We start from the raw sequence: 24,746 nt of genomic DNA, 5'->3' as shown, positions 1-24,746 counted from the left end.
TGCAACGCTGAGGTTGCAGTCATCGACAACCGATTTCAGAAGGAGTGCAGTCATGGTCAGGAACGACACGGAGACGGTCGAGGCGGTCAGCATCACCCGCACGGTGGAGATCGCGGCCGCCGTGCCCCAGGTGTGGGCGGCGGTCACCCGTAGTGAGCTGATCGCGTGCTGGTTCGGTGACCAGTGCGAGTTCGACGCGCGTCCCGGAGGCCAGGGGAGCTTCGGCTGGACCGAGCACGGCGTGTCGGTGCCGGTGGAGGTGATCGAGGTGGAGGAGTCGACCCGGATCAGCTTCCACTGGGCCAACGAACCGGGAGGCGATCTGTCGGAGGGGCACCGGACCACGGTGACGTTCGAGCTCGAGGAGATCGACGGCGGGACCCGGCTGACGGTGACGGAGACCGGCTTCGATCTGCTGGCGGGCGACGCTGCCTATCGCACGAAGGCCTGGGCCGGCAATGTCGAGGGGTGGCGCGACGAGCTGGCCGAGCTGGTCGCGTTCGCGCCGAGCGTCGAGCTGGCGGCGTGAGCGCGCACGGCCAGGTGCTGGCGGTGTGCGCGGCGCTCGGTGACGAGACGCGCTGGCGGATCCTGGAGCAGCTCGGCCGGGCCGACCACTCGGCCTCGGCGCTGGCCGAGATCCTGCCGCCGAGCCGTCAGGCCATCGCCAAGCACCTGGGTGCGCTGGAGGCCGTCGGCCTGGTCGAGTCGCACCGCGTCGGCCGGGAGCTGCGTTTCCGGGCGCTCGGCGCCGAGCTCAGCGCCACCGCGCGCGCACTGGAGGAGATCGGCGCGGCCTGGGACCGTCGGCTCGCTGCCATCAAGGTGGTCGCCGAGTCGCTGGGCGAGGGGGAGTGACCGAGGACCTTCCCGCTGGCAGGGCATGGCAGGGTGCGGTGGATGAGCGACAACTCCGGGGAGGCCGCCGTCGGGTCGGAGTCCGGCCTGGCGGACGACGCCTTCTCGCCCAAGTGGGCTGACGATGACCGGCCGCGCATCCCGCGGGTGGCCGGTGAACGTGAGGCGCTCGCGGCGTACCTGGACTACTACCGGGCGACCGTGGAGATGAAGTGTCGCGGTCTGACTCCGGAACAGGCGCGGACCAGGTCCATGCCGCCATCGACGTTGTCGCTCCACGGTCTGGTCCGCCACCTCGCCGGGTGTGAACGCTGGTGGTTCCAGCAGAACTTCGAGCGACGCGACGTGCCCTACCTCTTCTTCACGGACGACAATCCCAACCTCGACTTCGACCTGCCGACGGATGCCGACTTCGTCGCCGACCTGGAGAACTGGCGCCAGGAGTGCGCTGCCTCCCGCGAGATCCTTCGCGCCCACGAGCTCGATGACACTGCCCGTCCGCTGGATTGGCATGAAGATGTCGATCTGCGCTGGTTGGTGCTCCGCATGATCACCGAATATGCCCAGCACTGCGGACACGCCGACCTGCTGCGTGAGGGGATCGACGGGAGCATCGGGACCTGAGTGATGGTCCGTGCCGGCTAGCGCACTGTGATCTGACATAATGTCACTTATCGGCGATCACTCACCCGGGAGTTGCAGCACGCCTCCCGAAGCCCCTCGTGCGGCTCACCGGCACGTGGGCGGCCGCCGGATCACGGGTGTCAGCCGATTCGCTTGGCGGTGAACTCCTTCGTGGCGCGGCACCGGTCGGGGCCGCTGTAGCGGAAGGTCGCCTTGACCTTCTTGCCGGACGCCCGTCCGCCCAGGGTGGCGGAGTAGAGGTCGCCCCGGTCGGTGACATCGACGATGCCGGACTTCGGGAGCTTGAACGTCGGCATGTCGTACCAGTTCGTGGTGTACGTGAACGGGTTCGGGTAACCGCCGCACGTCGTCTGGGTCCGGACCCGGAAGCCGACCACCTTGTTGCCCTTGACGCGGAAGGTCACGCTCTTGTCCTTGCTGCGGTACGTCCCGGCGCGCAGCCGAGACGGCGCCTGAGCCGGCTTCACCTTCGCGTTGGCCGTCGCCCGCGCCACACCGCTGAGGACCGTGACCACCAGCTTGCTCTTGCGCTTCTTCTTGAGCTTGACGGTCAGCTTCGCGGTGCCGGTGGAGCCGGGGTAGATGTCGTACGGCACTGTCGCGCTCTTCACTTTGAGACCCTTGCCCCTCCCCTGCACGACCACCTGGCTCGCGATCCCCTGACCGGTGTTGCGAACGTCGACGTCGACCTTCGTCCAGACGCCGGGCACCAGGTTGAGCTTCGGCTTGCCGAGCAGGGTGGTCGAGTCCACCTGGAGCGCCGGCTGGGCGTGCTCGGGGACGAGAGTGCCGAACAGGTAGTCGTACCGAGTGCCCGAGCCGACCAACTCCACGGCGGCGCAGTCGTAGTCGTCGTCCAGGTACACGCCGCTCCAGTCGAGGACGTACGTCGTCGGTCCGGTGCGCTGCCACTCAACATCGGTGTCTCCGACGGTCGGCGTCGCGTACGCGGGTCCGTCGCAGCCGCCGGGGACGCTCTCGCCGACGGTGAGTCGGAGTGTCGCCTGGTCGGCGCCAGTAGTCGGCGAGCCCGCAAGCACGACTGTCGCTGTGGCGCGGTTCTGGTCGAAGACGAGGCGAACGCTGGTCTGCACCAGTTGGCGGGCGGCGTTGTCGGTGGCCGGCGGTTCGACCCTCTTCAGGATCCCGGATGCGGCGATCACCTTCTCGTCAGCGCGTGCGGCAGGTGCCGCGGCTACCGATCCGGCGAGCGCGATGCCCGCGACGGAGATCAACGAGGTGAGGAGTCGAGCACGCATGCCCATTTTCCTATCGCACGCTGCCCGTGCCTAAACCCCGATGTCGAGGAGAGTCCCTGGACGTGGTGGGGTTTGCGGGCCGAACTGCCGTGTTCGAACTCCTGGAGGCGCTCTCCGCGCGGGCATCGCTCAGCAGCGAACCTCAGACTGCTCGGTCATCACCCATTGTCCGCCGGACGGGACCATGTCGACCGTGCCGCACTTCCCGCTACTGACGTACTCGACCCACAGCTCGGCGTGGCTCGGACCCTGTTCCCTGGTGTCCACGACGACCTCGGCGTCCGTCCCGGCCGCCTTGAACAGTGCGGCGCTCAGCTCGGTGAGCTCCTCGCAGCTCGACACGCTGGCCAGGCCGCTGGTCGCCAGCTCGGCGATCATCTTCTCGACCAGGCCGGACGTCAGGTAGGTGCAGGCCCGGGCGGCGTCAGGCTTCCGGCTCGCGACCAGCCAGGCACGAAAGCTCTCCTCCGGACTCTGGGCGGCCCCGGACCGATCCGTCGTGGGCTCTGCAGAGGACTCCGCCGAGGGCGATGCTGTGGCGTCCGGGCCCGGGCCGCCATCGGCGCCGTCGCCGTCCTGGGTGTCGCCACAGGCGGCAGTGCCGACCAGCATGAAGACCGCCAGGGCTGCCTGTGTAGGGCGGCTCGTAGCTTGTGACACCCGGAACCTGGACTGTTGACGAAGGCACACCATGCCGGCTGACGCTATCGAACGCGCCCGATCGGGCGACGCGTCAGGGGGACGGTGCGATGATCGAGGTCCTCGACCAGGTGAGCCACTTTCAAAGAGCGTGCCGCCGCCGGTACCTGGTCAGGACCACGCCGTTGGAGAACACCCGGGTCTCGACCAGGTCGAGGTGCACCCGGTCGTCCAGAACCGTGAAGAACGGCGTGCCGCCGCCGACCAGGACCGGCGCGGTGGCGAGCACGTACTCGTCGATCAGTCCGGCCCGCATGGCCGTCGCGGCCAGCGTGGCGCCGGCGATGTCCATCGGGCCGCCGTCCTCGGCCTTGAGCCGGGTGATCTCGGCGACCGCGTCGCCGGTGACCAGACGGCTGTTCCAGTCCACCGTACGGGTCGTCGACGAGAACACCGCCTTGGGCATGGCGCGCCAGCGACGGGCGTACTCGCGCTCCGCCTCGGTGGCGTCGGGCTGTTGGTCGGCTGTCGGCCAGTGCGAGCTCATCGTGTCCCAGAGCTTGCGCCCGTACAGCGCCAGACTCGTCGCGGCGACCCGATCGGACCACCACTGGAACAGCTCGTCACTCGGTACGCTCCAACCGAGATCGTCGCCGGGTGCGGCGACGTAGCCGTCCAGACTCACGTTCATGGCGAAGGTCAGCTTCCGCACGGTGTGCTCCTTCCTGGCGTCACCCGAGAGGACCGGCCGGGCGCCGCGAACTCATCGGTCGTGCTCCCCTGCTGTCGCGGCCGGCCACGGCGGCTCGAACCGGCGGACGTAGTCACGGGCCCGGGGGCGCGGGTCGTCGTGGTACTGGTGCGGCATCCGGTGGCGGTGCTGTCGGCAGAAGGTCGCCAGGTCGGTGGTGATCTCGACGCGCTCGATCGCGTGGCCGGCGAAGTCCTGGTTCACGCCGACGAGGGCGTCCGCCGGGTGCCAGCCGCTGTGGTCGAACGCCCAGGCGCCCCAGGTCGCGAAGGCGTGGAACACCTGCTCGGCGCCGGTGGCGCGCAGCGCCGCGATGCCGATCGGCTCGCTCGGGTGCAGCTCGCGACAGGTCCACGCCAGGATGTGGCACGCCCCCGAGGCGAAGAACGCGCGGTCCGGTCGTGACCAGGAGAGCCAGGGGCTCGCCCGCTGGGCCCGGGTGCGTCGGTAGGCCCCGGCGGCGTGAAGGTCCACGAGGTCGGACTGTACGGCGTGCGCGGCTCTCCCCCGGCTCAGCCACATCGCCGGCGCTCGGCTCAGCGACCCGGCGCTCCCCCGGCCACGCGCGCGTCGACGTCGCGCACCAGCTCGTCGTAGCTGTCGAAGTCGCCGATGTGGGCCCACCGGATCCGGCCGTCGACGACCAGCACGGTCGACGGCACGCCGTTGAAGGGGACGACGTCGGCCAGTGCCTCCGCAAGGTGGCCGTCCCGGTCGCGGAAGTTCGGGTACGACACCCCGAACTCGTCGAGAGCGGCGCGGGCACTGTCGTCGTCGAGGTCCCGGGAGACCCCGACGACCGCGACCCGGCCCGTGCCGGCCAGGCGCTGGAGCATCGGCATCTCGTCGCGGCAGGGACCGCAGGTGGACGCCCAGAAGTTCACCAGCACGGTGCCACTGGCGGGCAGGTCGTTCGGGGAGGAGTCGACAGGGGTCACGCTCGGCAGCTGCGGCCACGGGACGCCGTCGACCTCGCGCCAGCCCAGCAGGTCGCTCGCGGCCGGCCGGTCGGCGGGATCTCCGGCGCCGCGCTCCGCCCGGAGCCACCCGGCTCCGCCGGCGAGGATCGCGAGCAGCGCGATCGTCATGACGAGAGGGCGCTGCACCCGGCCATCGTACGTACCCGGCCTGCTCTGCCCGCGCCGGGAGCGGAACGGCGCGGTGGCGCCGGTAACACGGGGAGGGAGCCGGACACTACTAGGACATGAGCACCTCCGATGACGCCGAGTTCAGCGAGGCGTGGCGCCGTGACGGCCCACGCGTCGCGGCCTACGTACGCCGCCACGTGCCGCCCGACGACGTTCAGGACGTCGTCGCCGAGACCTTCGTGCAGGCCTGGCGCCGTTGGGACGACGTGCCGCGCCCGCCGATCGCCTGGCTGATCGCGGCGGCCCGCAGGGTCGTCGGCAACAGCCGGCGCTCCACCCGCCGGCGCACAGCGCTGCACGACCGATTGCGGTTGCTCGACGCCGCGGCGCGCACCGGTGAGGATGCCGGCCTGCTCGCGACCGATCGGATGGCCGCCCTCGAGGCGCTCGCGGCGCTGCCCGACGACCAGCGCGAGGCGCTGCTGCTGGTCGCGTGGGACGGCCTGACGCCCGACGCCGCGGCCGATGTCCTCGGAATCCGGCCGGGCACCTTCCGGGTCCGCGCCCACCGCGCTCGCGCCGCCCTGCATGACCTCACGTCCCCGGCGGAGCCACGCACCGCCCGCCCGCACCGACCCCTGACCGAAGGTGGCCTCCGATGACCGACCCGATCACTGCCCTCGCCCCCGCTCCCCTCCCCCTCGATCCGGACTGGTCCGAGGCGGCGCTCGCCCGGATCCTCGCCGAGGACCGGGACCCCCTCGTCACCTCCACCGACGCCCGGGTACGGCGCCGCCGCGCCCGCCGTCGTACCGCCATCGGGCTGGGCCTGGCGTTCTCGACCGTGGGCGCCGCCACAGCCGTCGCGATCGGTGGTCCGACCGAGGTCGTGTCCAGCGTGATCGAGGACTTCGCCCACCAGCCGAACACGACCGGCAACGGCCTCGGGAAGCTCGACGAGCCCGCGCTGGTCGCGCAGTTCGACACCGGCCACGGCGTGTTCGCCTTCTGGGTGGCGACCTCCTCGACCGGGAAGGTCTGCTACGCGATGAGCGACGGCGTCTGGGACGGCACCGGCACGCCGACGAAGCAGGAACTCGAGTACGGCTGCGGCGGAACGATCTGGGCCGGGGACGACGTACCGCCCCAGGAGCTGACCTCCCCTGAGCAGCTCGGCGGCTACTTCACCGACAGCGAGCCGATCCTGTACGGCATCTCGCCGTGGCCGAGCGCCACCCAGGTGCGGGTCCGGGCGCCCGGAGTCGACCGGATGCTGCCCGTGCGGCCGGACTCGCACGGGTACGGCACCGCGCTGCCCGAGGCGGTCGGAGTGCCGCAGGTGACGCTGAGCTTCCTCGACGCCCGCGGCCGGGTCCTCGGCGAGAAGGTCTGGGTCGCCCCCGTCGGATAGCCGTCAGACCGGCAGTGCGTACGTGAGGGCGACCCGGTGGGTGCGTGGTCGATCGTCAGGGACCCGTGCCCCGTGATCCCGGCGAGGCTACCGAGCGGCGCCGACCGGCGGCTTGAAGGAAACCGACAGGCCCCTCACCGGCCGCCCGCCACGTCGAGCACCGCACCGGTCGTGTACGACGACGCGTCGTCCAGCAGCCAGCAGATGGCCGCGGCCGCCTCGGCGGTGGTGCCGGGGCGGCCCATCGGCACCGCCGGCGCGAGCCGGGCGAGCCGGGTCGGCTCGCCGTTGCGAGCGTGGATCTCGGTGTCGATGAGTCCGAGGCGCACACTGTTGACCCGGATCCCCTGCCCGGCGGTCTCGACGGCCAGCCCGCGGGTGACGGCGTCGAGGGCCGCCTTCGACGCGGCGTAGTCGACATACTCGCCGGGCGCGCCGAGCACGGCAGCGCGGGAGGACACGTTGACCACGGCGCCGCCCGCTCCCCCTCGATCGGTCGACATCCGGAGCACCGCCTCCCGGGAGCAGAGCAGCGAGCCGAGCACGTTGACCTCGAGGACCCGCCGGATCCGGTCGGCACGGAGCTCGGCGACGGTGGCGGTCGGCGCCACGATGCCGGCGTTGTTGACCAGGCCGCGCAGCGGGCCCGCGTCGTCGGGCAGGGCGGCGAAGGCGCTCTCGACGGCGGACTCGTCGCTCACGTCGAGCGCGATCGCGTCGGCCCACGCCCCGGATGCCCGGCAGTCCCCGACCACGACACGGGCGGCGGCGTGATCGGACTGATAGGTCAGGAGCACGTTCCACCCGGAGCCCGCCAGCATCCGCGCCGTCGCCGCGCCGATCCCCCGGCTGCCGCCCGTCACCACCGCCAGACGTCGTTGCATGCCGCGACGCTACCGATCCCTCAGTCGAGGCAGAACTCGTTGCCCTCCGGGTCGGCCAGCACCAGGTGCCCCGCGCCCATCGGCGGCGCGGGCTCGTGCCGGGCCAGCCGGGTCGCGCCGAGCGCCACGAGGCGGTCGCACTCGGCCTCGAGGGCGGCCATCCGCTCCTCCCCCGCCAGACCGGGCGCGGCGCGGACGTCGAGGTGCACGCGGTTCTTGACGGACTTGCCCTCGGGAACCTGCTGGAAGAACACCCGCGGCCCGGAGCCGTCGGGATCCTCGATCGCCGAGCGGGTGTTGCGCGCCGCCTCCGGCACCCCGATCCGCTCCAGGAACGAGTCCCAGGCGGCGAGCGGGTCAGCGCCGGGAGGGAGCGGGACGCCGGGCGGCCCGGGGTGGACGTAGCCCAGGACGTCGCGCCAGAACGAGGACAGGGTGCGTGGGTCGTGGCAGTCGAAGGTGATCTGGAGGTCGCGGCTCATACCTGACTTCTATCGGGCGGCACCGACACTCCTCGCCACTCCCAAGGTATAGCGCAGAGGGGGCCTTGCCGCAAGGCCCCCTGGAGCGGGCAGAATCCCGGTCTCCGACCGGCCCGACACGTCACGAAACCCGCATGGGAGCTGATGAATTGACCGACGCGACGACCCGCGCGTTCGACCTGCAGGACCACCCCTCCAAAGACACCCCCGCGCTCGTGGCCGATGACGAGGCCCACTTCGCGGCGATCGGTGCCAGCCTCGAGCGCACCGTGGCCGAGCTCGAGGAACGCCTCGCCGACGTACGCCGGCAGCCGGGCGGGACCGGGCAGGAGGCGATGGACCGCGACCTCGAGGTGCACCGGCTCAGCGGCCGACTCAAGGCGCTGCGCCGCTATCGCCTCGACCTGTGCCTGGGCCGGATGGTGGCGGCCGACGGCGAGACCGTCCACGTCGGTCGCTTCGGCCTGACCGACGCCGACGGTCGGCGCCTCCTCGTCGACTGGCGCTCGCCGGCCGCCGAGCCCTTCTTCGGTGCCACCCACGGCGACCCGATGGGGCTGATGAGCAGACGTCGCTACCGGTGGACCGACGGCCGGGTGAGCGACTACTGGGACGAGGTCTTCACCGCCGCCGCCCTGGACGACGCGGCAGGCAGCGCCGCCCTCGACGACCAGTCCGCGTTCGTGGCAAGCCTCGGCAGCAGCCGGTCGGCTCGGATGCGCGACGTGCTCGCCACGATCCAGGCCGACCAGGACGCCATCGTCCGGGCCGGCTCCCGCGGCACGCTGGTCGTCGACGGCGGCCCGGGCACCGGGAAGACGGTGGTCGCGCTGCACCGCGCCGCCTACCTCCTGTACGCCGACCCGCGGCTCGGCGACGGGCGCGGGGGCGTGCTGTTCGTCGGTCCCCACGAGCCCTATCTCGCCTACGTCTCCGACGTGCTGCCGAGCCTCGGCGAGGAGGGCGTGCGGACCTGCACCGTGCGGGACCTCGTCGCCGAGGGCCGCCACGCCGTCGCCGAGACCGACCCGGAGGTGGCCCGGCTCAAGGCCGACGTCGCCCTGGTCGGCGCGATCGAGCCGGCGGTCCGGCTCTACGAGGAGCCGCCCGCGGAGGGCATGGTCGTCGAGACGGAGTGGTCGGAGGTGTGGCTCGGGGCGGGCGATTGGGCCGAGGCCTTTGGGGCGCCCGACCCCGGCACACCCCACAACGAGGCGCGCGACCAGGTCTGGGAGGCGTTGCTCGACATCCTCGTCGACAAGCACGACGCCGTCGACGCATCGCCGGAGCAGCTGCGGCGCTCCCTGCGCCGCAACGGCGAGCTGGTGGAGGCGCTGACCCGGGCCTGGCCGATGATCGAGCCGACCGACCTGGTGGGCGACCTGTGGGAGGTCCCGGCCTACCTGCGTCACTGCGCACCCTGGCTCACCCCGGACGAGGTCCGCACGCTACGGCGTACCGGGCCCCAGGTGTGGACCGTCGCGGACCTACCGCTCCTCGATCTCGCGCGCGCCCGGCTGGGCGACCCGGACGCGGCCCGGGCCCGGCGGCGGCAGGAGGCCGAGGCGGCGGCGGAGCGGGAGGAGATGGATCGCGTCGTGGACCATCTGGTCGCCTCCGACGACTCCGACCTGATGATCATGTCGATGCTCCGCGGCGCCGACCTGCGCGGCGCGCTCGCGACGGGCGCCGCGGCACCGGCTGCCGATCCCGGCCGCTACGCGGGGCCGTTCGCTCACGTGGTGGTCGACGAGGCGCAGGAGCTGACCGACGCGGAGTGGCAGATGCTGGTGCGCCGCTGCCCGTCGCGCAGCTTCACCGTCGTGGGCGATCGCGCCCAGGCCCGGCACGGCTTCACCGAGGCCTGGAGCGAGCGCCTGGAGCGGGTCGGCCTGCCCGACGCCGAGCTCGCCTCGCTCACCGTCAACTACCGCACCCCGGCCGAGGTGATGGCGGCCGCCGAGCCCGTGATCCGGCAGGTGCTGCCCGACGCCAACGTGCCGACGTCGATCCGGAGCACCGGCGTTCCCGTCCGGTACGGCGAGCGCAGCGAGCTACCCGGGATCATCGAGACCTGGCTGGCCGAACACGACGAGGGCGTCGCCGCGGTCATCGGCGAGCCAGGCTTCGTGGGCACTGCCCGGGTCCGGTCGCTGCGCCCCGAGCACGCCAAGGGCCTGGAGTTCGACCTCGTCGTGCTCGTGGCACCGGGCCACTTCGGGACCGGGACCGAGGGCGCCGTCGACCGCTATGTCGCGATGACCCGCGCCACCCAGCGCCTGGTGGTGCTCAGCTGAGCCAGGCGCCCGCGCGCAGGATCGTGCGGCCGGCCATCTCGTTGGACTCCCGCCAGGCCTGGATCCGCTCGGGCCGGAGCACGAGGAACACATAGCCCGCCAGGCCGCGCGGGTCCCAGTCGGCCCGGCCGGCGTAGGCCTCGCCCAGTGCGGGATCCTCGTCGACCGGCACCGACCGATCGAGGACCGCGTCGATCATGACGACGTCGCGCGTGGGGCCGACGCCCAGGCGCGCGACACCGGAGGCGGTCAGGTTGCGCGCGGTGATCGAACCGCCCTCGACCGCGATCACGACCCGCTCCCCCACCCAGGCGAGGGACACCGGCACGAGGTGGGGTACGCCGGCGGCGGAGGCCGTCGCGACCCAGACGTCGATCTCCGGCGTGGCCAGCAGCGCCCGGGCGTCGGTCTGCCGGGTGGCGCGGTCGCGGGCGGGCGGCGGGTCGGACGGGGGCACGACAGCAGCCTAGGCCCCGTCGGTGCGCTCAGACCGCCTGGTTGATGCGGACGTGGTTGCCGGCCGGGTCGCGGAACGCGCAGTCGCGCACGCCGTACGGCTGGTCGATCGGCTCCTGGATCACCTCGGCGCCGGTCGCCTGGATCCGTTCGAAGGTGCCGTCGAGGTCGGGCGTGCTGAGGACGAGGGTGGCGTAGGTGCCCTTCGCCATCATCTCGGCGATCACCTTCTTCTCGTCCTCGGTGATGCCCGGGTCCGCCGTCGGTGGGCAGAGCACGACCGACGGGGCGGACTGGCCCTTCGGGGCGACGGTGAGCCACCGCATGTCGCCGTACCCGACGTCGTTGAGCAGCTCGAAGCCGAGCACGTCACGGTAGAAGGCCAGCGAGGCCTCCGGGTCGGTCTGCGGGAGGAAGCTGTGCTGAATGCTGATGTCCATGTCGCTCACGCTAGCGGCGTGCCGAACCGGGGTGCTTCTCGATTCCTGACCGATGCCGGCAGGTCCGGACTGGTCTGCGCGCCGCCGCGCCGGACCGGTCGCGTGACCTTCTTCGTCACGCACGACGGCGGCTCGGCCGCGCCGTCCTCGAGCTCGGGGACGTCGTCGCGGTAGGCGCTCGGCGGCACGCCCACCAGCTCGGTGAAACGGGTGCTGAACGTGCCCAGCGACGAGAAGCCCACCTCGAAGCAGATGTCGGTCACGCTCAGGTCGCCGCGCCGCAGCAGAGCCATCGCCCGTTCGATCCGCCGGGTCATCAGGTAGGAGTACGGCGGCTCACCATAGGCCTTCTTGAACTCGCGGCTCAGATGACCGGCCGACATGTGCACATCGCGTGCCAGCGCCTCGACGTCCAGCGGCCGGGCGTACTCGCGGTCGATCCGGTCGCGCACCCGCCTCAGCAGGGTGAGGGTGCGCAGGCGCTCGGGATCGAGAGGGCTCACCCCCCCATGATGTACTGCACCGACGGCCCGGCGGTCCACCGGTCGCCACTCGATCTCCTAGGGTCACCCGCATGACCCTCCCGCCTCCGCCGCCCCCGCCCGGCCACCTCCGCGTGCACGTCCAGGGCAACCGGATGCTCACCATGATCACGCCGAGTGTGCAGGTCAACGGCTATCCCGTCGCGGTCCGCTTCGGCCCGAACGTCATCCCGATGCCGCCGGGCGTCCACACCGTCTCGGCCCATGCCCAGTGGATGTGGCGCTACGGGCAGGCCAGCCAACGGGTCCAGCTGGCGCCGGGACAGACGGTCGACGTCTACTACGCCGCTCCCGTGCTCACCTTCATGTCCGGCGCGATGGGGCTCACGAAGCAACGGGCACCCGGCCTGCTCGCCTTCGTGCTCCTGCTCGCCGTGCTCCTGCTGCTCGTCGTCGGCCTGCCCGTCGCCCTGATCCTGGCCTCGGCATGAGCGGCACCCCCGCACCGGGCGCGACCCGCTCCTGGTGGGGCTGGGGCACCGAACAGGGTCGGCTCACCCCGACCGAGACCACCGACCTGGTGGCACGGGTGGCCGGATTGCTCCCCGGGCACGATCTGACCGACCACGCTCCCCCGGACCCGCGCGGCCTCGGCGTACCGGAATCCCGGGTGGTGCCGCCGGCCACCCTGGCCGGACTCTGCTCGACCGACCCGGTCGACCGACTGGCCCACGCCCGAGGCAAGGCGTTCCGCGACGTCGTGCGCAACCTGCACGGCGACGTCACCCACGTGCCGGACCTCGTCGCCCGGCCCCGCACCGAGCAGGACGTCGTCGACCTGCTCGACTGGTGCACGACGACCGGCACCCCCGTGGTGCCGTACGGCGGGGGCAGCTCGGTCGTCGGCGGCGTCGAGCCCCGGTTCGACGGTCCGGCGGTCAGCCTCGACCTCGAGCGCCTGGACCGGGTCGTCGAGATCGACGCCACCACTCGCGCCGCGCGCATCCAGGCCGGCGCCTACGGACCCGCGCTCGAGGCGGAGCTCAAGCCGCACGGGCTGACCCTGCGCCACTTCCCGCAGTCCTTCGAGTTCTCCACGCTCGGCGGTTGGCTGGCCACCCGCGCGGGCGGCCACTTCGCCACCCTGGCCACCCACATCGACGACCTCACCGAGTCACTGCGGATCGTCACGCCGGTGGGCACCGTCGAGTCCCGCCGGCTGCCGGGCTCGGGCGCGGGCCCGGCGCCGGACCGGATGTTCCTCGGCTCCGAAGGCATCCTCGGCGTGATCACCGAGGCCTGGATGCGCCTCCAACGGCGCCCGACCTGGCAGCGGACGGCGACCACCGACTTCGCCTCCTACGACGCCGCGGTCGCCGCCACCCGCGCGATCGCCCAGTCCGGCCTGCACCCCGCCAACTGCCGCCTGCTCGACCCCGCCGAGGCGCTCATCAACGCCGGCACGGCGACCGAGGGCGGCGTCCTCATCGTCGCCTTCGAGTCCGCCGACCACCCCGTCGATGCCTGGCTCGACCGCGCCCTCGAGCTCGTCGCCGATCACGGCGGCACGGTGCGCACCACCCGCGACAGGTCCGCCACTCCCACGCCGGAGCCGGCAGGCGACGCCTCCCGGGCCTGGCGCTCCGCCTTCATCCGGATGCCCTACCAGCGCGACGCCCTCGCCCGACGCTCGATGATCGTCGAGACCTTCGAGACGGCGTGCACCTGGGCGGCGTTCCCGGCCCTCCACGCGGCCGTCACCGCCGCCGCGACCGACGCGATCGCCCGCGTCTGCGGCGGTCAGGGCGTGGTCACCTGCCGGTTCACCCACGTCTACCCCGACGGTCCGGCGCCGTACTACGGCATCTACGCCGCCGGCCGCTGGGGCAGCACCGTCGCCCAGTGGGATGAGATCAAGGCCGCGGTGTCGTCGGCCATCGCCGACCAGGGCGGCACGATCACCCACCACCACGCGGTCGGCCGCGACCACCGGCCGTGGTACGACACCCAGCGACCGGAGCCCTTCGCCGTCGCGCTGCGCGCGGCGAAGGCATCCCTCGACCCGGCCGGGATCCTCAACCCCGGGGTGCTGCTCAGCCCGCGGTGACCCAGGCCTCGCTGCGCTCCCACAGCTCGGCGGCGAGCTCGTCGGTGACGACGCGGGACGGCTCCTTCTCGCGCCGGTCGTCGTAGTAGCGTCCGGTGTCTCGCGCGAGGTCGGGCGAGGTCGCGCAGTACAGCGACGTCCGGGCGCCGTCGGCCGGCGACTTCATGAACAGCTTCATCGCGTGGCGCAGTCCGAAGGGCACCTCCCGCCACACGTCCGAGGCGATCGCCCCCGGGTGCAGCGCGTACGTCGTCACGCCGGTGCCCTGTAGCCGCCGGCCGAGCTCGCGCGCGTGCAGCACGTTGGCGAGCTTCGAGACGCAGTACTCGTCGAAGGCGGTGCGGGTGACCGAGGGCCGGCGGACCGCCTCCCAGTCGATGCCCTTCGCCCGGTAGTGGCCCGTGCTCGCGACATTGACGATCCGGCCGGGTCCGGTCGCGGCGATGTGGTCGCGGAGCAGCTCGGTGAACAGGAACGGCCCCACGTGGTTGGTGCCGAACGCCAGCTCGAACCCGCTGGCGCTCATCCCCCGCTTCCCGGCGAGGCCGGCGTTGTTGATCAGGACGTCGAGCCGCTCGCCGGAGCCGAGGAAGCTCGCCGCGGCGGCCCGCACCGACGCCAGGTCGCCCAGGTCGAGGGGCAGGAAGTCGAGGGCGGTGTTGCCTGTCTCCGCCGCGATCTCGCGGATCGCCGCGCGGGTCCGCTCCTCGGAGCGGCCGGCGAGCACCACCCGGGCACCGCGCCCGGCGAGGCCGCGGACCGTCTCCTTGCCGATGCCGGTGTTGGCTCCGGTCACCAGGAACGTCATGTCGTGGAGATCGCCCATGGCGCGATCCTCGCGCAGGCACGTGGCGGGCGTCGTCCTCCCCCGGTCGCAAAGCCGAACGCTTCCCTGTGACCCGCATCACTCTTGGGATGTGACCTGCGTCATGCGAAGGTGGGGCCCATGAGTCTTCTCGCCCTCGTGATCGTCCTGGCGGTCGTGCTGCTGTTCGTCCTGGGCATCGCCGCGCTGTTCGGCGTCGTGCTGGTCGCGGGCCGGTCGAGCCGCCGGGCGCAGGTGCGCGGTGCCGGTCCTCAGTCGATCGCCTGACCCAGCACCGCGCCCACATGGGCGCGCACCCCGGCGTCGCCGGTGATCGTCACCCGGTCCTCGTCGCCGCGGTGCCACAGCCAGGCGTCGAGGTCGCCGGCCGTGCCCGTGACCAGCAGATCCGCGGCCACGCCGGGGTCCGTGACGACGTGCTGGTCGGGCTCGCCGCTGCGCTCGACGCCGTCGGGCGTCGTACCCGAGAACGTGCCGAGCCGGACCCACACCGAGGTGCCGGTGTCGCTGGCGCGGAACTCGGCGTACTGCTCGCGCGGCTCGAACCTCCCCCACGGCGGCAGGCCGCCGTACATCACGTCGAGGACCTCGTCGATGCCGTCGGCGGCCAGCGCGGGCGGCAGCGCGGTGACCCGGCCGGCCGCGAGCTCGGCGTCGAGTCGGTGGATGAGCGCCTCGTGGGCCTGGCGCCGGGCCAGGTGGGCAACGTTCTGGTGGTCGGGGTCACCGGACCAGAACCAGGCGGCGTCGGCCGGCGGGGCGGCCCGCAGCGCCTCGCCGAAGGCGGCGTGCGTGCTGCGGAAGGCCGCGAGCAGCTCGTCGTACGTGGCCGGGCGGGTCGGCTCGGCGTAGTCCTCGGGTGCTGCGGGTCGGTGCCGGATCACGTGGTCCCAGGAGTGCTGGACCTCGGTGAGGTGCCACAGCAGGTCGGCCGCGTCCCAGTCGGGGCAGGACGGGACCCGGGCGTCGGGCGGGCAGCCCTCGAGGACCGCGACGAACCGGGCCGACTCGGTGCGGATGTGGTCGAGATAGGCGGTGTGCTCCAGACGGGTCATGGTCGCGACGCTAGGTCGCGACGCCGACATCCGCACACATCGGGGCCGGGTCAGGGCCGCAACAGGACCTTGATGGCCCGGCGCTCGTCCATGGCGCGGTAGCCGTCGGCCACCTCCGCGAGCGGCAGGGTGAGGTCGAAGACCCGGCCCGGATCGATCCGTCGCTCCTGGACCAGCGCGAGCAGCTCGGGCAGATAGCGGCGCACCGGCGCGATGCCGCCGCGCAGCCCGATGTTGCGCTCGAACAGCGTGCGCACCGGCAGCTCGACGCCGTGCGGCACGCCCACGAAGCCGACGCCGCCGCCCGGGCGGGTGACGCCGATCGCGGTGGTCATCGCGTCGTTGGTGCCGACGCACTCCAGGACCGCGTCGGCCCCGATGCCGTCGGTCAGCTCGCGCACCTCGGCGACGCCCTCCTCGCCGCGGGCGGCCACCACGTGGGTCGCGCCGAAGGCGCGGGCGAGCTCCTGGCGCGGCTCGTGGCGCGACATCGCGACGATCCGCTCCGCGCCCAGCACCGAGGCGGCGATCACGCCGCACAGCCCGACGGCTCCGTCGCCGACCACGACCGCGGTGTCACCGGGCTTCACCCCGGCCGCGACCGCGGCGTGCCACCCGGTCGGCATCACGTCGCTGAGCGCGAGCAGCGAGGCCACCAGGCTCGCGTCGAGCTCGCCGGGCCGGGCGCCGTCGACGCGGACCAGGCTGCCGTCGGCCTGATTGACCCGGGCGTACTCGGCCTGGCCACTGGCGGTCATCCCGAGGTTGACGCACGCCGACTGCGCGCCGGCGCGGCAGTGGGCGCAGGTGTTGTCGCAGTGGCAGAACGGGACGACGACGAAGTCGCCGGGACGCACGTCGCGGACCTCGTCGCCGACCTCCTCCACGACGCCGATGCACTCGTGGCCGATCGTGGCACCGGGCCGGATCGGGTTCTCGCCGCGGTAGGGCCACAGGTCGGAGCCGCAGATGCAGCCGGCGGTGACCCTGACGATGGCGTCGGTGGGCTTCTTCAACTGCGGGTCGGGGACCTCCTCGAAGCGGATGTCGCCCGGAGCGTGGATGGTGGTGGCGCGCATAGGAGGATCCTCGCAGACCCGGATCCTCCGCGACCGCGCCGTGGCGACTTGCGTTATCTCATATGTGAGTTACCGTCGAGTCATGACGCTCGACGTGTCGCACGACGACTACAAGGGCCGGATCGGGAACCTCATCCGCGACGCCCGCAAGCACCGCGGACTCACCCAGGCGCAGCTCGCCGAACGCCTCGGCACCAGCCAGAGCGCGATCAACCGGATCGAGAAGGGCCACCAGAACCTGTCGCTCGAGATGCTCGCCCGGATCGGTGCTGCGCTGGACTCCGAGATCGTCGCGCTGGGCGCCGGGCCGACCCACCTGCGGGTCAAGGGCCCCACCACGCTCTCGGGCAGCATCGACGTCAAGACCTCGAAGAACGCCGGGGTCGCGCTGCTGTGCGCCGCGCTGCTCAACCGCGGTCGGACCACGCTGCGCAAGGTGGCCCGGATCGAGGAGGTCAACCGGCTGCTCGAGGTGCTGACGAGCATCGGCGTGCAGACCCGCTGGATCAACGCCGACAACGATCTCGAGATCGTCCCGCCCAAGGACCTCGACCTGACCCGGATCGACGAGGAGGCCGCCCGGCGCACCCGCTCGGTCATCATGTTCCTCGGCCCCCTGCTGCACCGCGCCGACACCTTCGAGCTGCCGTACGCCGGCGGCTGCAACCTCGGCACCCGCACCGTCGAGCCGCACATGTCGGCCCTGCGGCCGTTCGGCCTGGAGGTGAAGGCCACCGACGGCTGGTACCACGCCCAGCTCAACCGGGCGATCGTCCCCGGCCGCCCGATCGTGCTCACCGAGCGTGGTGACACGGTGACCGAGAACGCCCTCATGGCGGCGGCGCTGCACCCGGGCACGACGGTCATCCGCAACGCGTCGTCCAACTACATGGTCCAGGACCTGTGCTTCTACCTGCAGGCGCTCGGCGTCGAGGTCGAGGGCATCGGCACCACCACGCTGACCGTCACCGGCCGCGAGAGCATCGACGTCGACGTCGACTACTCACCCAGCGAGGACCCGATCGAGGCCATGTCGCTGCTCGCGGCGGCGATCGTGACCCGCTCGGAGATCACGATCCGGCGCGCGCCGATCGAGTTCCTGGAGATCGAGCTGGCGGTCCTGGAGGAGATGGGCTTCCGCTACGACCGCTCCGAGGAGTACCTCGCGGCCAACGGGCGCACCCGCCTGGTCGACATCACCACGCACCCCTCCGACCTGGTCGCGCCGCGCGACAAGATCCACCCGATGCCCTTCCCGGGCCTCAACATCGACAACCTGCCGTTCTTCGCGGTGATCGCCGCGGTGGCCGAGGGCACGACCTATCTCAACGACTGGGTCTACGACAACCGGGCGATCTACCTCACCGAGCTCAACAAGCTCGGCGGCCGGGTCACCCTCCTCGACCCGCACCGGGTGCAGATCGACGGCCCCACGTCGTGGACCGGCACCGAGCTGGTCTGTCCGCCCGCGCTGCGGCCCGCGGTCGTCGTCCTGCTGGCCATGCTGGCCAGCAAGGGCACCTCGGTGCTGCGCAGCACCTACGTCATCCATCGGGGCTACGAGGACCTCGCCGAGCGGCTCAGCGACCTCGGTGCCGAGATCGAGACCTTCCGGGACATCTAGGTCCGTGGCCTACCTCGAGCCTGGCCGGGTGCTGGCGTTCGCGCACCGCGGCGGTGCCTACCACCCCGAGATCGAGGGCCTGGAGAACACCCTCGCCGCGTTCCGGCACGCCGCCGCGCTGGGCTACGACTATCTCGAGACCGACGTCCACGTCACCGCGGACGGCGTGCTGCTCGCCTTCCACGACGAGGTGCTCGACCGCGTCACCGACCAGCGGGGGGCGATCCGCGACCTCACCCTGGCCGACGTACGCCGGGCGCGGATCGGCGGTCGCGAGCAGGTGCCCACCCTCGTCGAGCTGCTCGACGCCTTCCCCGATGCCCGGTTCAACATCGACCTCAAGTCCGACGGCGCGGTGATCGCGCTGGCCGACCTGGTCCGTGAGCGCCACCTGTGGGACCGGCTGCTGGTGGCCTCCTTCTCGCGCCGTCGGATCCGGCGGTTCCGCGAGCTCACCGGCGGCCGGGTGCCCACCGCCGCCGATCCCTGGCAGATCGTCGCCTTCCGGGTCTCTCCCAGCGCCCGGATCGCGCGGCTGCTGGCCGGCGGCGGATTCGCCGCCTTCCAGGTCCCGCACCGCCGCAACGGCCTCACCGTGACCACCGCCGGCCTGGTCCGGCGCGCACATGCCGCCGGACTCCAGGTCCACGTGTGGACCATCGACGACCCGGCTGAGATGGCGGCCCTGCTCGACCGCGGCGTCGACGGGCTCTTCACGGACCGCACCGACCTGCTCAAGGATGTCCTCCTGGGACGCGGCCAGTGGTGGTCCGCGCGGGGAGGGGCGACGGCATGAGCGGGACGACGGGGATCGCGGACCTGGGGCCGCTGAACCGGGCGCGGGAGCAGCGGGCCTGGTACTTCACCGACTGGGCCGCCTCGGCCTTCCAGACCACCGTGGCCGGCGTCCTGTTCGCGCCCTATCTCATCTCGGTCGCCGAGAACGCCGTCGGCGAGCACGGCCGGATCCATGTGCTCGGCCTCGCCATCGCGCCCGGCTCGCTGCCGTCGTACGTCATCACGATCTCGACCCTGCTGAGCGCCCTGATCTTCCCGGTCGTCGGTGCTCTCGCCGACCGCACCGCACGCAAGCCGGACCTACTGGTCGGCTTGTCGTGGGTGGGCGCGACCGCGGCCGGCCTGCTGTTCTTCATGAACGGCGAGAACTGGCTGTTCGGCAGCATCGCGTTCATGGTCGCCAATCTCGCGGCCGGAGCGGCGATCGTGGTCAGCGACTCGGTGCTGCCGCTGATCTCGACGGAGGCCGAGCGCGACCGCACCTCGTCGGTCGGCTGGGCCTACGGGTACGCCGGTGGCGGACTGCTGCTCGCCGTGAACTTCGCCGTCGTCACCTTCCACGAGGCGATCGGGCTCGACAAGGAGATGGCGGTCCGCCTCTCCCTGCTCTCCGCGGCGGTGTGGTGGGCGGCGTTCATGATCATCCCGTGGCGCGGCATCAAGCGGCACCAGCCGGCCGCCGTCGAGGAGGTCGCGGGCGGCCTGATCAGCCGCTCGTTCGGGCAGCTGGCGGCCACGCTGAAGGATCTGCGCAACTACCCGGTCGCGCTCACCTTCCTGGTCGCCTACCTCTTCTTCAACGACGGCATCCAGACCGTCATCGCGTCCGCGTCGACCTTCGGCATCGAGGAGTTGGACTTCGAGGAGGGCACGGTGCTCGGCACCTACCTGCTCGTGCAGTTCGTCGCGATGTTCGGGGCGGTCGGCTTCGGCCGCCTGGCCGCGCGCTTCGGTGCCAAGAAGGTCATCCTCGGCGGGATCGTGGGCTGGATGGGCATCGTCACCGTCGCGCTGGTCGTCCCCCGGGGGCAGCTGGTGCCCTTCCTCGTCCTCGGGGTCGCGATCGGCGTCGTGCTGGGCGGCACCCAGGCGCTCGCCCGGTCGTACTTCTCGCTGTTCATCCCCCGTGGCAAGGAGGCGGAGTACTTCAGCCTCTACCACGCCATGGACCGCGGCACCTCGTGGTTCGGCACGCTCACCTTCGGCGTCGTCTACCAGCTCACCGACTCCTACCGGCCGGCGATCTTCGCGCTGATCGCGTTCTTCGTCCTCGGCGGCCTGCTGCTCCTGCGGGTCGACACCGAGCGCGGCATCCGCGACGCCGGCAACGCCCGTCCCGCGGTGATCTGAGCCAGGATTGGAACCTTTTACCGCCGGGTAGCGTTAAAGGGTTCGAGGACGAGACACGGGAGGTGGGGTCTGATGGCAGAGCGCACACTGCGCGGTGCCCGACTGGGGGGCCAGTCCTTCGAGGACGAGCGCGGGATCGAGTTCGCGGCCCGGCAGCAGGTCGGCTACAAGTGCCCGCACGGTCACGAGTTCGAGATCACCATGTCGATCGAGGCGGAGGTGCCGGCCGTCTGGGAGTGTCCGCGGTGCGGCCTCGAGGCCGAGTCGACCGCCGGCATCGAGCGCGAGGTGAAGGCCGAGAAGCCCCAGCGCACCCACTGGGACATGCTGCTCGAGCGGCGCTCCGAGAAGGAGCTCGAGGAGATCCTCACCGAGCGCCTCGAACTGCTCCGCGGCGGCGAGATCGGCCCGGCGCACCTGCACCGCGCCAACGCTCGCAAGAAGAAGCCCGCGAAGGCCTGAGAGACGCGGGGAGTCAGTCCCCGTCGTCGATGACCTCGCCCCGGACCACCGTCGGTCCGGGGCGAGGGCCATTTCCGGGCGCCGTCGCCGCCGTACGGCGGCTCACCTGTCGCCCGGCGTAGGCCATCAGCAGGCCGCGGAAGAGCGGACGGGTGACGGGCAGGATGAGCAGGATGCCGAGCACGTCGGTCACGAAGCCCGGGCTGAGCAGGAACGCGCCGCCGAGCACCACCAGGACGCCGTCGGCGAGCTCACGGGCCGGGAGACGGCCGGTCTCGACCCGCTCACGCAGCGCGAGCCAGGCCCGCCGTCCCTCCCGCTTGATCAGCCAGGCGCCGACGATGCTGTCGAGGACGAGGAGCAGGATCGTCCACCAGGGGCCGATCACCTGGCCGACCTGGATGAGGACGACGATCTCGAGGACCGGCATCACGACGAAGACGAGGAACAGCACCACCGCGGCGCGGCGCGACCTCCGCCGACTCATCCGGCCCTCCCCCTCGTCGGTCTCATCGGGTCTGCAGCCGCCGCTCGGGCGCGACGTGGCGCCGGTGCTTCATCTGGCCCCAGCGCTCGCGTAGGCCCCACCAGGTGATCCGCCGGAGCGACTCCAGGGCGACCTGGCCGCTCATCTTCGACTCGCCGCGAACCCGCTCGACGAACTCGATGGGCACCTCACGGACCGTCAGGCCGGCATGGAGCGTGCGGGTGACCAGGTCGGTCTGGAACACGTATCCGGTGGACTTCACCTCGTCGAGACGGATCTTCTCGAGTGTGGAGCGGCGGAACAGCCGGAAGCCGGCGGTCGCGTCGCGCACCTGGATGCCGAGCAGCAGCCGGACGTAGAGATTGCCGCCCCGGGAGAGCACCTCGCGCTCCCAGGGCCAGTTGACCACCGAGCCGCCGGGGACCCAGCGCGAGCCGATCACCAGGTCGGCGTCCAGCAGGCCGACGAGCAGCCGCTGGAGCTGCTCGGGCTGGTGGGAGCCGTCGGCGTCCATCTCGCCGATGACGTCGTAGCCCTCGGCCAGCGCCCAGGCGAAGCCCGCGAGGTAGGCCGCGCCGAGGCCCTCCTTGGTGGTGCGGTGGAGCACGTGGACGTGCTGGTCGGCGCGGGCCAGGCCGTCGGCGACGACGCCGGTGCCGTCGGGCGAGCCGTCGTCGACCACGAGGATGTCGACCTGGGGCTGCGCGGTACGGACGCGGTCGACGATCCAGGCGATATTGTCGGCCTCGTTGTAGGTCGGGATGACCATCACCGTGCGGCCCAGGGTGGAGAGCTGGTCAGACAACGGGTGCCTCACTCGGGGTCGGGGACGGCGCAGGCGGCTCCACGGCGGGATCCTCCTGCGCAGGGCCATCGAACTCTTGCCTTCGACGGTACGCGACGGCACCTGACACGAGAGCAGCGAGCGTCAGGAGGATGAACAACCGGGCGGGCCAGGGGCCCAGCCACATGGCCGGCGTGAGCGCGGTGCTGAGCCCGACCCGCTCGACGAGCACGTCGGTCGTCCGGGGCGTCACGGAGGCCACCACGGTGCCGTCGGGTGCGATGACGCCCGTCTGGCCGTTCGTGGAGGCCACGGCGAGCCACCGACCGGCCTCGATCGCCCGGAGCCGGGTGATGGCGAACTGCTGCTCGATCTGGTGGGTGAAGATGAAGCTGGCGTTGCTGGTCTGGACCACGAGCAGCTCGGCGCCGTCACGGACCTGCGGCGGCATCACGTCGTCGTAGGCGACGTCGAAGCAGATGGCGTCGCCCACCCGGACGCCGGCGACGCGCAGCGGCTCGGTCCGGGTGCCGCTCTTCATGTCCCGGGTGATCAGCGCCAGCTTGCCGAACTTGGGATCCCACAGGTCGCGCATCGGGATGTACTCGCCGTAGGGCACCGGGTGGTGCTTGGTGTAGCGGTCCCCCGGCCCGCTGACCGGGTCCCAGACGATGCCCTGGTTGAGGACGTGCTCGGGCCCGTCGCCCACGATCCCGCCGACCACCACCGGAGCCTGGACGGCCGCGACCGCCTCCCGGATGCCGGTGTTGACCCGGCCGGGCTCGAACGGGTCCACGGCGGTGGAGTTCTCCGGCCACAGCACGAAGTCGGGCCGCGGCACCCGCCCCGCGGCGACGTCGGCGGCCAGCCGCACCGTCGCGTCCACGTGGTTGCGGGTCACGCCCTCGTGGTCCCACAGGATGTCGTTGCCCGGTCCCGGTACGTCGCCCTGGACGACGGCGACGGTCGTGCTGCCCGTCTCGGGGACGTCGTACGGCACGACGGCAGGAGTGACCAGGACGGCCAGCACCCCGACCAGGACCGCAGCCCAGGCCCGGCGCCGCTCGCCGGCCAGCGCCGCCTCGGCCAGGCGGGCCAGGCAGAACCCGGCGAGCGCCAGCAGGAACGACAGTCCGGTCATGCCGACGTAGGCGACCGCCGGGGCCACCGGGGTGTCGATCGCGGCGAACGAGAGCCTCCCCCAGGGCATCCCGCTGAACGGCCAGCCGCTGCGCACCGTCTCCATGGTGGTCCAGGCCGCCGCCAGCCACAGCGGCCAGGCGGGCAGGCGCCGCAGCAGCGGCACGGCGAGGCCGAGCAGGCCGTAGAACAGCGCCTCGATGCTGGACAGGGCCAGCCAGGCGTCGGACCCGATCGAGCCGCGCATCCAGGAGATGTGGCTGAAGTAGAAGACGACCCCGAAGACGAGGCCGACCAGCCCCGCCCGGCGTACGGCGAGCTCGCGCGTGGCGAGGGCGTAGCAGGCGACGCCGAACGGCAGCAGCCACGGCAGGGCGAGTGGCTCGAACGAGGCGGTGAGCAGCGCGCCGCCGATGACCGCGAGGAGAAGACGCTGCACCACGGCGGTGAGCCTAGTGGTTGCGGTGGCGGCCCCGGCCGTCAGGCACGGAAGGACTCGGATCGCCTTCGGACCATCCCGGCGTCCGACTGGCTGCCGCCGCCCGCGACGTTGTCTAGGGAGATCCGAGTCCTTCCGGCTCGCCCCCGAGGAGCGAACCGACCTCCGCGAACCGTCCCCGTGCGGAGCTGGTGCTACTCCGCCGACATACGGCCACTCGGACGTCGGTCCGCCGGCCACGACCTGCACGGGCGAACGTCTCCGTACTCTGGTGAGCGCCAACCGTCCTGTCAACCGGCCGCTGACCTGCAGCGATACGCGTTCCCGCAGGTCAGGCCGGGCCGCCGCCGGGCCAAGAAAACTGCAAAAAATCACCCGCCCTCGGCGTGTCGCGTGGCGACGCGCCGGGCGTGGTGTCGCTCAGTGCCCGACGGGCCGGTTCTCGTAGTACGTCGAGAGCACGATCGTGGTCCGGGTCGACACGTTCGCCGCCGACCGGATCCGGCCGAGCAGCAGCTCGAGCTCGGCGGGCGTCTCCGTGCGGACCTTGAGGAGGTAGGACTCCTCCCCGGCGACCGACCAGCACGACTCGATCTCCGGGATGCCGACGAGCCGGTCCGGGCAGTCGTCGGGCTGGGAGGGGTCGATCGGGCGGATCGCGATGAAGGCCGTCAGCGGTACGCCGATCTCGGCGTAGTTGACGGTGGCGCCGTAGCCGAGGATGAGGCCGCGCTGCTCCAGGCGCTTGACGCGCTGGTGCACGGCCGAGGTGGACAGTCCCGTCGCGCGCCCGAGGTCCGTGTAGGACATCCGTCCGTCCTTGGCCAGGAGCTCCAGGATCTGCCGGTCGATGGACTCGACCGCTGGATTGCTGCTCTGACTCACGGCGCCACCCTAATAGGC

30 protein-coding genes are annotated in these 24,746 nt (G+C 72.0%); 13 read left to right on the top strand and 17 right to left on the bottom strand.

From position 1 onward, the window contains the following. Positions 1–52: 52 nt before the first annotated feature. The 3 genes from QJ852_14195 to QJ852_14185 are packed head-to-tail and all read left to right on the top strand — an operon-like array spanning position 53 to position 1,482. Positions 53–529 carry an SRPBCC domain-containing protein gene (locus QJ852_14195; protein ID WGX94304.1) on the top strand — a complete coding sequence of 159 codons (477 nt, stop codon included), beginning with the start codon at positions 53–55 and terminating at the stop codon, positions 527–529. After that, positions 526–858: a helix-turn-helix domain-containing protein gene (locus QJ852_14190; GenBank protein WGX94303.1), complete on the top strand. Its 333-nt coding sequence runs from the start codon at positions 526–528 to the stop codon at positions 856–858. Before QJ852_14195 ends, QJ852_14190 begins: the two co-directional genes overlap by 4 nt. 42 nt (positions 859–900) lie before the next feature. Next, entirely contained in the window at positions 901–1,482 is a 582-nt protein-coding gene (locus QJ852_14185; protein WGX94302.1) for a DinB family protein, read from the top strand. Positions 1,483–1,622: 140 nt separating this feature from the next. Here QJ852_14185 and QJ852_14180 read toward each other — a convergent pair whose 3' ends face one another. From QJ852_14180 to QJ852_14160, 5 genes are all read right to left on the bottom strand, one after another. Then, the gene (locus QJ852_14180; GenBank protein ID WGX94301.1) at positions 1,623–2,762 is read right to left on the bottom strand and encodes a hypothetical protein; all 1,140 of its coding nucleotides are present in this window, start codon (positions 2,760–2,762) and stop codon (positions 1,623–1,625) included. 129 nt (positions 2,763–2,891) lie between these two features. After that, entirely contained in the window at positions 2,892–3,374 is a 483-nt protein-coding gene (locus QJ852_14175; GenBank protein ID WGX94300.1) for a hypothetical protein, read from the bottom strand. 169 nt (positions 3,375–3,543) lie between these two features. Beyond that, positions 3,544–4,113, bottom strand: coding sequence for a dihydrofolate reductase family protein (locus QJ852_14170; protein WGX94299.1), 570 nt, complete (start codon positions 4,111–4,113; stop codon positions 3,544–3,546). 51 nt (positions 4,114–4,164) lie between these two features. After that, complete coding sequence (locus tag QJ852_14165; protein WGX94298.1) at positions 4,165–4,626, bottom strand: hypothetical protein; 462 nt, start codon at positions 4,624–4,626, stop codon at positions 4,165–4,167. A gap of 62 nt (positions 4,627–4,688) precedes the next feature. Then, the gene (locus tag QJ852_14160) at positions 4,689–5,258 is read right to left on the bottom strand and encodes a TlpA disulfide reductase family protein (GenBank protein WGX94297.1); all 570 of its coding nucleotides are present in this window, start codon (positions 5,256–5,258) and stop codon (positions 4,689–4,691) included. A 98-nt stretch (positions 5,259–5,356) separates the two neighbouring features. On the opposite strand from QJ852_14160, the gene QJ852_14155 reads away from it, so the two are divergent. Then, positions 5,357–5,902 carry a sigma-70 family RNA polymerase sigma factor gene (locus QJ852_14155; protein ID WGX94296.1) on the top strand — a complete coding sequence of 182 codons (546 nt, stop codon included), beginning with the start codon at positions 5,357–5,359 and terminating at the stop codon, positions 5,900–5,902. Next, positions 5,899–6,651, top strand: coding sequence for a hypothetical protein (locus QJ852_14150; GenBank protein ID WGX94295.1), 753 nt, complete (start codon positions 5,899–5,901; stop codon positions 6,649–6,651). Before QJ852_14155 ends, QJ852_14150 begins: the two co-directional genes overlap by 4 nt. Positions 6,652–6,785: 134 nt before the next feature. Here QJ852_14150 and QJ852_14145 read toward each other — a convergent pair whose 3' ends face one another. Continuing rightward, complete coding sequence (locus tag QJ852_14145) at positions 6,786–7,535, bottom strand: SDR family oxidoreductase (protein ID WGX94294.1); 750 nt, start codon at positions 7,533–7,535, stop codon at positions 6,786–6,788. A 20-nt stretch (positions 7,536–7,555) separates the two neighbouring features. Continuing rightward, positions 7,556–8,017 carry a VOC family protein gene (locus QJ852_14140; protein WGX94293.1) on the bottom strand — a complete coding sequence of 154 codons (462 nt, stop codon included), beginning with the start codon at positions 8,015–8,017 and terminating at the stop codon, positions 7,556–7,558. A gap of 134 nt (positions 8,018–8,151) precedes the next feature. On the opposite strand from QJ852_14140, the gene helR reads away from it, so the two are divergent. Next, positions 8,152–10,314 (top strand): RNA polymerase recycling motor ATPase HelR, encoded by a 2,163-nt coding sequence (gene helR / locus QJ852_14135; GenBank protein ID WGX94292.1) that lies wholly within the window; start codon positions 8,152–8,154, stop codon positions 10,312–10,314. On the opposite strand, the gene QJ852_14130 is transcribed toward helR, so the two are convergent. From QJ852_14130 to QJ852_14120, 3 genes are read right to left on the bottom strand one after another with little or no spacing between them, the layout of a single operon-like run. After that, on the bottom strand, positions 10,307–10,771 hold the full coding sequence (locus tag QJ852_14130) for a pyridoxamine 5'-phosphate oxidase family protein (protein WGX94291.1): 465 nt from the start codon (positions 10,769–10,771) through the stop codon (positions 10,307–10,309). The two genes, helR and QJ852_14130, sit on opposite strands and share 8 nt — an antisense overlap. Before the next feature lie 28 nt (positions 10,772–10,799). Further along, on the bottom strand, positions 10,800–11,210 hold the full coding sequence (locus QJ852_14125; protein ID WGX94290.1) for a VOC family protein: 411 nt from the start codon (positions 11,208–11,210) through the stop codon (positions 10,800–10,802). 5 nt (positions 11,211–11,215) lie between these two features. After that, positions 11,216–11,713 (bottom strand): helix-turn-helix transcriptional regulator, encoded by a 498-nt coding sequence (locus QJ852_14120; protein ID WGX94289.1) that lies wholly within the window; start codon positions 11,711–11,713, stop codon positions 11,216–11,218. Between the two features lie 71 nt (positions 11,714–11,784). On the opposite strand from QJ852_14120, the gene QJ852_14115 reads away from it, so the two are divergent. After that, entirely contained in the window at positions 11,785–12,183 is a 399-nt protein-coding gene (locus tag QJ852_14115) for a hypothetical protein (GenBank protein WGX94288.1), read from the top strand. Next, positions 12,180–13,799: an FAD-binding oxidoreductase gene (locus QJ852_14110; GenBank protein WGX94287.1), complete on the top strand. Its 1,620-nt coding sequence runs from the start codon at positions 12,180–12,182 to the stop codon at positions 13,797–13,799. Before QJ852_14115 ends, QJ852_14110 begins: the two co-directional genes overlap by 4 nt. On the opposite strand, the gene QJ852_14105 is transcribed toward QJ852_14110, so the two are convergent. After that, a complete protein-coding gene (locus tag QJ852_14105) occupies positions 13,786–14,625 on the bottom strand; it encodes an SDR family oxidoreductase (protein ID WGX94286.1) in 840 nt (279 codons plus the stop codon). The two genes, QJ852_14110 and QJ852_14105, sit on opposite strands and share 14 nt — an antisense overlap. 120 nt (positions 14,626–14,745) lie before the next feature. Here QJ852_14105 and QJ852_14100 point away from each other — a divergent pair, with 120 nt between their 5' ends. Beyond that, positions 14,746–14,892, top strand: coding sequence for a hypothetical protein (locus tag QJ852_14100; protein ID WGX94285.1), 147 nt, complete (start codon positions 14,746–14,748; stop codon positions 14,890–14,892). On the opposite strand, the gene QJ852_14095 is transcribed toward QJ852_14100, so the two are convergent. Beyond that, entirely contained in the window at positions 14,877–15,680 is an 804-nt protein-coding gene (locus QJ852_14095) for a maleylpyruvate isomerase family mycothiol-dependent enzyme (GenBank protein ID WGX94284.1), read from the bottom strand. The two genes, QJ852_14100 and QJ852_14095, sit on opposite strands and share 16 nt — an antisense overlap. Before the next feature lie 50 nt (positions 15,681–15,730). Further along, positions 15,731–16,759 (bottom strand): zinc-dependent alcohol dehydrogenase family protein, encoded by a 1,029-nt coding sequence (locus QJ852_14090; GenBank protein WGX94283.1) that lies wholly within the window; start codon positions 16,757–16,759, stop codon positions 15,731–15,733. 82 nt (positions 16,760–16,841) lie between these two features. Between QJ852_14090 and QJ852_14085 the strand changes: the two genes are divergently transcribed. The 4 genes from QJ852_14085 (at position 16,842) to QJ852_14070 (ending at position 20,993) form a co-directional block, all read left to right on the top strand. Next, positions 16,842–18,383 carry a UDP-N-acetylglucosamine 1-carboxyvinyltransferase gene (locus QJ852_14085; protein WGX94282.1) on the top strand — a complete coding sequence of 514 codons (1,542 nt, stop codon included), beginning with the start codon at positions 16,842–16,844 and terminating at the stop codon, positions 18,381–18,383. 4 nt (positions 18,384–18,387) lie between these two features. Beyond that, the gene (locus QJ852_14080; GenBank protein WGX94281.1) at positions 18,388–19,179 is read left to right on the top strand and encodes a glycerophosphodiester phosphodiesterase family protein; all 792 of its coding nucleotides are present in this window, start codon (positions 18,388–18,390) and stop codon (positions 19,177–19,179) included. Beyond that, the gene (locus QJ852_14075) at positions 19,176–20,531 is read left to right on the top strand and encodes an MFS transporter (GenBank protein WGX94280.1); all 1,356 of its coding nucleotides are present in this window, start codon (positions 19,176–19,178) and stop codon (positions 20,529–20,531) included. Before QJ852_14080 ends, QJ852_14075 begins: the two co-directional genes overlap by 4 nt. Before the next feature lie 72 nt (positions 20,532–20,603). Beyond that, the gene (locus QJ852_14070) at positions 20,604–20,993 is read left to right on the top strand and encodes an RNA polymerase-binding protein RbpA (protein ID WGX94279.1); all 390 of its coding nucleotides are present in this window, start codon (positions 20,604–20,606) and stop codon (positions 20,991–20,993) included. A gap of 13 nt (positions 20,994–21,006) precedes the next feature. On the opposite strand, the gene QJ852_14065 is transcribed toward QJ852_14070, so the two are convergent. The 4 genes from QJ852_14065 to QJ852_14050 form a co-directional block, all read right to left on the bottom strand. Beyond that, positions 21,007–21,480, bottom strand: a complete 474-nt coding sequence (locus QJ852_14065; protein WGX94278.1) for an FxsA family protein — start codon at positions 21,478–21,480, stop codon at positions 21,007–21,009. A 22-nt stretch (positions 21,481–21,502) separates the two neighbouring features. After that, entirely contained in the window at positions 21,503–22,249 is a 747-nt protein-coding gene (locus tag QJ852_14060) for a polyprenol monophosphomannose synthase (GenBank protein WGX99465.1), read from the bottom strand. 28 nt (positions 22,250–22,277) lie between these two features. Continuing rightward, on the bottom strand, positions 22,278–23,846 hold the full coding sequence (lnt, locus tag QJ852_14055) for an apolipoprotein N-acyltransferase (protein WGX94277.1): 1,569 nt from the start codon (positions 23,844–23,846) through the stop codon (positions 22,278–22,280). Between the two features lie 417 nt (positions 23,847–24,263). After that, a complete protein-coding gene (locus tag QJ852_14050; protein ID WGX94276.1) occupies positions 24,264–24,728 on the bottom strand; it encodes an Lrp/AsnC family transcriptional regulator in 465 nt (154 codons plus the stop codon). Positions 24,729–24,746 lie beyond the last annotated feature (18 nt).

The organism is Nocardioides sp. L-11A, from assembly GCA_029961745.1.
Taxonomy (GTDB): Bacteria; Actinomycetota; Actinomycetes; order Propionibacteriales; family Nocardioidaceae; genus Nocardioides.
This window is presented reverse-complemented; position numbering and strand designations above follow the sequence as displayed.